The sequence below is a fragment of the Flavobacterium panacis genome (genome assembly GCF_024649945.1).
In the GTDB taxonomy this organism is placed as follows: domain Bacteria; phylum Bacteroidota; class Bacteroidia; order Flavobacteriales; family Flavobacteriaceae; genus Flavobacterium; species Flavobacterium panacis.
On sequence record NZ_JANKMS010000031.1, the window covers coordinates 1 to 1,717 of the forward strand.

General features: G+C 38.4%; 1 protein-coding gene. It reads left to right on the plus strand.

What is annotated here, in order from left to right; all coding sequences use genetic code 11:
- Positions 1-1,717: condensation domain-containing protein (locus NQQ59_RS25180; protein ID WP_257698476.1), on the plus strand; the 1,717-nt coding region annotated here is incomplete at both ends.

Below are 1,717 nucleotides of genomic sequence, written 5' to 3' on the forward strand. Positions count from 1 at the left end.
GGGAGAAGCTGCTTGGTGTGGAGAAAGTAGGTATTCATGATAACTTCTTTGAGCTTGGGGGCCATAGTTTATTGGCAGTTCAGTTGATTTCGCGTTTGCAGAAGTTGGATTTTCATATAGAAGTAAAAGATATTTTTGCTGGACCAACTATAGCCTTGATGAATGAGAGACTATCTTCTTTTTCTTTAGTATATAGTGTTCCTGAAAATGGAATTAGGGTTGATAGTGATACTATAACTCCCTCGATGGTTCCTTTGGTGGATTTAAATCAAAGTGAACTTGATCACATAGCAAACACTGTAATGGGAGGCGTTTCCAACATACAGGATATCTATCCTTTATCGCCTTTGCAAAAAGGTATTTATTTCCATCATCTGATGAGTGATCCTAAAGAGGGAGATCCCTATGTTCTTCCAACTTTGCTTTCTTTTTCAGATCAGAACAAACGGGATTCTTTTATTGAAGCTTTACAATTTGTAGTGGACCGCCATGATGTGCTGCGTACATGTATTTTGGGGGCTGATTTATCACAAACCGTTCAGGTAGTATTACGTGAAGCGCCTTTATGGCTGGAGCATTTGGAATTGGATACCTCAGTGGCGGTATTGCCCCAATTGGAGGCTCTGATAGTTTCTGGAAGCTATTGGATGGATATTTCCAAAGCACCATTATTGGAGTTGAAATCGGCGAATGATGCAGATAATGGCAGTTATTATTTGATTGTATATGAACATCATTTAATAATAGATCATGTTGGTATGGAAAAAATAATATCAGAGGTTATGTCTTATTTATCTGGAAACAAAGAAAGTTTAGGAGTTCCAGTCTTGTACCGCAATTTTATTGGTCATACCCTGCATGCTCAATCGGTGAATAATGGTTCTTCTTATTTCAAGACTTTATTTAGATCGATTGAAGAATCTACTTATCCATTCGAGTTGTCCAATGTTTTGGGAGATGGCAGTGGTATTGAACAAGCACATACCGTTTTATCAAAAGAATTAAGTACAGCACTTCGTAAATTGAGTGTAACACATACAATAAGCCCTGCAGTTTTGTTCCATGCGGCTTATGGATTGGTAGTGGCCAGATGTAGCAACAGGGAGTATGCTGTTTTTGGATCCTTGTTTTCGGGAAGGCTTCAGGGATCATTGGGAGCGGCGGATTCCTTAGGTTTGTTTATCAATACACTGCCGGTCTTGGTTGAATTGAAAGGAACTGTATCGGAATTTTTAAGCCAGGTGAAGTCTTTGCTGGGTGATTTGTTGTCCTATGAACAGACGCCATTATCAGATATTCAGGGTTGGAGCGGTATAGGTAATGATAAAGCGTTTTTCAGCGCGCTATTGAATTACCGTCATTCAGGACGGTCTTCTTCAGAAGTAGATCAATCAAATGAATTTGATTCGGGCATAACTGTTCTGGGAGGTCAGGAACGTACCAATTATCCTTTTGTATTAAGTGTCGATGATTATGGAGTTGATTTTGGTTTAACAGTTCAGGTTGATAGAAGTATAGATGCTAGTCGTATTCTTGTTTATATGCAAAATGCTTTGACTGAACTTTTGGATGGTCTAAAGGGTGAAGAATTAAATATAAAAGCTTTAAATATTCTATCAAAAGAAGAGTCTTGCCAATTATTGGATGTTTTCAATGACACGACTGTGGGTTATCCAAAGGATAAGACTTTACTGGATTTATTTGAAGAGCAGGTGCA